At 65.3% G+C, this 4819-nt stretch carries 3 protein-coding genes; 1 reads left to right on the top strand and 2 read right to left on the bottom strand.

What is annotated here, in order from left to right:
* Nucleotides 1–838 precede the first annotated feature (838 nt).
* Nucleotides 839–2581, top strand: coding sequence for an ATP-binding protein (locus JOY90_RS20295; protein ID WP_291692887.1), 1743 nt, complete (start codon nucleotides 839–841; stop codon nucleotides 2579–2581).
* Nucleotides 2582–2644: 63 nt separating this feature from the next.
* Here JOY90_RS20295 and JOY90_RS20290 read toward each other — a convergent pair whose 3' ends face one another.
* A complete protein-coding gene (locus JOY90_RS20290; RefSeq protein WP_291692886.1) occupies nucleotides 2645–3814 on the bottom strand; it encodes an FAD-dependent monooxygenase in 1170 nt (389 codons plus the stop codon).
* Between the two features lie 17 nt (nucleotides 3815–3831).
* The coding region (locus JOY90_RS20285; RefSeq protein WP_367276971.1) for a tripartite tricarboxylate transporter substrate binding protein at nucleotides 3832–4819 on the bottom strand (988 nt) is incomplete at its 5' end.

Here is a 4819-nt window from a genome sequence, read left to right as displayed (position 1 = left end):
TAGTACGTTAAAATCCGCCTGCGCCAAGAATCGAAATTCGTTAGGCGGTACAAACCGATTCGGATTGTCCAGATCGCCGCACAAAAATATTTCTCTTTCATATTTTCAGAAATGGACTAAAACCCCCGCGTCCCGCCTCCTTGAGAGGGGCGTTTCGCGAACGTCACGAACGTTGGAGGTGGGATGCGATGGACGCGATGGCGTTGCGAGACGAGCAGCGTCACACCGCCTTCGTCAGGGTCTGCGGCGGATCGGTACCAGGTCCGTTGCGTGGTGCTGGTGGAGGCTTTCGCGGACGGCTAAGCCGTGTGGTCCTGATCCCCCGACGCTGGGATCAAGCTCGCAGGTGATGCTTGCATCACGTGGGCGACGGTGGCCAACACGCCCGGTGCACCGAGGAGAGCGCGGTATAGGCCGTTAAAACCGTTGCGCAGGGAAGGCCGGGTGATACGGCCGTACCTGTGGTTCGTACCGCGTGCCAACCATGTTGCACGCGGGCCATGGGTGTCGGCCAGGCACCCGGTCTTCCCTGCGCCCTCCGTTCTGGGAGGGACGAGCTTCCGGCATCGCCCGGGCGCGAAACGCGCCGCGGCAAGGCGGACGCGCGACTCTGTAGTCCTACGTAGCTTCCGTAGTCCTACGGCACCGCCATCGAGCGGCGACGGCGCGGCACTTAAGGCGGGAATAACCGGTTCTCCGTAGTGTCGTGGCAATATTCCGTTAAGAGATCCTCCGCGTGTTGAAGTTCGTTACCTCTTGCCGTCGATCTGCATCGTGGCGCGCCTGGCATGGAAGCCTGCCGCTCAGGGCTGAACGGGACGTCCGGACGATCGGGATCGTGCTCGGCAGCACCCTGCTGATGTTCGGCATCGCCATTGCCATGGGCGTCATGGTCGCCGCCGCGGTCCCGCTTGCAATGGCCATCGCCGCCGTCCTCGTGATCAGTGCGCGCCTTGCCGGCGAACGCCGGCGGCTGCATTGGATGCTCGACACGGCGTTGAGCAACATGACGCAGGGCCTCTGCCTGTTCAGTGCCAACAAGCGGCTGGTGATCGCCAACCCCCGCTTCGCCGAGGTCTATGGCATGGACGCCGCCGAGGTCGAGCCCGGCATGACGTTCGATGTCCTGCTGACGCGAATGCGGGAGGCCGGTGCGAACTTCGAGCGCCCGGTCGACGGGAACGCCGATCCGAGCACGATCGCGCTCGAGCATACCTGCCGCCTGAAGGACGGGCGCGTCATCGCGATCCGCCGGCTGCCGACGCCCGATGGCGGCTGGGTGTCGACCCACGAGGACGTCAGCGAGCGCGAGCGCGCGGCGGCGATCCAGGCACGGCAACTGGCCGAGGTGATGGAGACGCGCAACCGGCTGGAGGTCCAGAAGCGCGAGCTGACAGCGACGACGGGAGCGCTGAGCGTCGCCAAGGAGGCGGCCGAGGCGGCCAACCGCGCGAAGTCCGACTTCCTGGCGGTCATGAGCCACGAGATCCGCACGCCGATGGCGGGCATGATGGGCATGATCGATCTGTTGTGCGAGACGCAGCTCAATTCCGAGCAGCGCAGCCTTGCAGGCGTCGCGCAGGAATCGGCCCACAATCTGCTGGCGACCCTCAACAACATCCTCGACTTCTCGAAGCTCGAGGCGGGCCAGTTGAAGCCGGAATTCATCGATTTCAACCCCCGGCATTCGGTCAAGGCCGTCGAGATGCTGCTGGGGGCGAAGGCGCGCGCCCAGGGGCTGGGCTTCGAAGTCGCCGTCGAAGACGACGTGCCGCAATGGCTCAAGGGCGATCCCAGCCGGATCGGGCAGATACTGCTCAATCTCGTCGGAAACGCCATCAAGTTCACCCAGCAAGGCAGCGTGAAGATCGCGGTGGCGCATCGTGCACTGAACGATGTCCTGATCGAGCTTCGCGTCGAGGTCATCGATACCGGAGTCGGCATCCCCGCGGAGATTCAGTCCTCGCTGTTCAGTCCGTTCGTGCAATCCGACACCTCGGTGTCCCGGGAGTATGGCGGCACGGGACTGGGCCTTGCGATCTGCAGGCAGCTCTGCCGGACGATGGGCGGCGACGCCGGCGTCGAAAGCGCGCCCGGCGCCGGCAGCCGCTTCTGGTTCACCGTGAGGTGCAGGATGGGCCGGCCGCCGGAGGCCAAGTCCCCTCCGCTTCAGCCCGCGGACGACCGTGGCGCGGACGACCTGAGGGTCCTGGTCGCGGAGGACAATCGCATTCTTCGCGAGCTCATCCTGAAGCTCCTGTCGCGGCGGGGCTACAAGGCCGATGTCGTGGAGAACGGCGCGCAGGCCGTCGAAGCCGTCAGGATCGGCGCGTATGATCTGGTGCTGATGGACATGCAGATGCCGGAGCTCGACGGCGTCTCGGCCACCATTGCGATCCGCCAGCTCGCGGGCGAGGCGCGCCACGTGCCGGTCGTCGCGTTGACGGCGAACGCGCTCGTCGGCCAGCGTGAGGCTTGCCTCGCCGCCGGCATGAACGACTTCGTCACCAAGCCGATTCAGCCGGAGTTGCTCTATGGCGTCATCCGCCGCTGGACCTCTTCCGTCAGCGAGCCGGTCTGAGCCACGCGGATGCGCTTGTTGCAGAGCTTCAACGGGAGAGCGCTGGGCGTTTGATGTCCCGCCTCACGCCGCCGCATGGGCGGCGGGCTGGTCGAGAGGCGCGGTCCAGGCGTCGTAGCCATAGAGCCAGCCGGTGTCGCCGCCACTTCCGTCGCGCATCCAGGTGTTGGCGCTCGAGATCGCCTGGATCACCGAGGTGCGCGGCTTGCGGTGGGTCTCGTATTGGGCGAACGCACCTTCGATATCCTCGCCTTCGACCGCCTGCAGGCAGCGGGCGAGCACCGCCGCGTCCTCGATCGAGGTGGCGGCGCCCTGCGCCATGTAGGGCGTCATCGGGTGACAGGCGTCACCGAGCAGCGCGATCCGGCCAACACTCCAGCGCGGCAGCGGCTCGCGCTCCGGGATCGCCCATTTGTGGCAGTCCGGACAGGCGGCGAGCACGGCGCGCACATCCTCGTGGAAGTCCTCGTAAGCGGCGCGCAGTTGCTGCACATCGCCCTTCGCCGACCACGATTCGCGCGTCAGGCCTTCGAACGGCTCGGGCACGCTGGTGACGAAGTAGATCTCGCTCTTGGCTCTTGTCGTGTAGTAGATGACGATGTGACGATCGCTCCCCCACCATTTGGTGCGTGACGGACCGATGTCCTTCCCGCCCATCAGCGCCGCGGGAAACACCGCCCGGTAGGCGATACGACCCCTGTGCACCGGCTCGTCGCGGCCGATCAAAAGCTCGCGCACCATCGAATGCACGCCGTCGGCGCCGATCACAGCGTCTGCGGTCGCCTGCGAGCCGTCGGCAAACGCAAGCGTAACGCGGCCGTTCGCCTGGTCGAGCCCCACGAGCTTCTTCGCGGTATGGACGCTATTTGCAGGCACGGTCGAGAGCAGCGCATCGTGCAGGTCGCCGCGGTGCATGCACAGATAGGGCGCGTCGTAGAGGGTCTCCGGCATTGGCAATTCCCGGGTGATCTCGCCGGTGTCGCCAATGCGATTGAGATGCGAATAGGGGGCGAACGAGACATCGCGCACGCGCTGCTCGATGCCGATGCCGCGCAGCACCTTCATCGAGTTCGGCATCATCTGGATGCCGGCGCCGATACGCGCAAAGCGCGTTGCCTGCTCGTAGACCTGCACGTCGATGCCGATTTGCCGCAACGTGGCGGCGGCTGCAAGTCCCCCCATGCCGGCACCGACGATGGCGATGGACAATGGAGGCTTGGGATTCTTGGTCATCTTCCGCAACTCCGCTCTTATTTCTTTTCGATACCAGCGGCGACGATGACGGCGCCCCATTTCTTCACGTCGGCGTTGAACAGCGTCATCAGCTCCTCGGGGCTGCTCGGCCGCGCCTCGATGCCGATCTCGCGCAGGCGCTGCTTGACGTCGGCCTGCGCCAGCACGTCCTTCACCGTGGCGTTGATCAAGGCAACGACCGGCGCCGGCGTGCCGCGTGGCGCGAACAGTCCGTTCCACGATGTCACCTCATAGCCGCTCACGCCGGTCTCGGTGACGGTCACCAAATCCGGCAGCGAGGGCGAGCGCTTCGGGCCGGAGGTTGCGAGCAATCGCACCTTGCCGGCATCCACCTGACCCTTCACGGCGGACGGAAAGTCCACCATCATCTGAACATCGTTGCGCAGCAATCCGATCAATATGTCCGGCGAATTGCGGAACGGGACGATCTGCACGTCGATGCCGGCCGCCGATTTGAACAGCTCCGCGCCGAGGTTTTGCGTGCCGCCGACATTGACGGTGCCGACGTTCAACTTGCCCGGAGAAGCTTTGGCGGCCGTGATGAAATCGGCAAGCGTCTTGTACGATGAGGCAGTGTCGACGGCGAAAACGAGGTCGAATGTGCCGAGCGTCGAGATCATCGCGAAGTCCGCCGTCGGATCGAACGGCAGGGCGTTGAAAAGCGCCGCGCTGATCGCGGTCCCGTTGGTCACAAGGCCGAGCGTGTAGCCATCCGCCGGCGCAGCGAGCACCGCCTTGGCCGCGCTGATGCCGCCGGCGCCCGGCATGTTTTCGATCACGAAGCGCTGGCCGAGACGCTCGCCGAGCTGGTCGGCAATGATGCGCGAGCTGGCATCGGCGACGCCTCCAGCTCCGAAGGGCAACACGATCTTGACCGGCCGGTTCGGATAAGTCTGCGCGCTTGCCGGCACTGCCGCCAACGCTGCGAGAAGTGCGACCACCGTCAGCAGCGCTTTCGATCCCGTCATGGTCGTTTCTTGGCCA

It is taken from the genome of Bradyrhizobium sp. (genome assembly GCF_019242285.1).
Taxonomy (GTDB): Bacteria; Pseudomonadota; Alphaproteobacteria; order Rhizobiales; family Xanthobacteraceae; genus Bradyrhizobium.
Note: the sequence above shows the minus strand (reverse complement) of the source record. Positions and strands in the feature narration are given on the sequence as shown.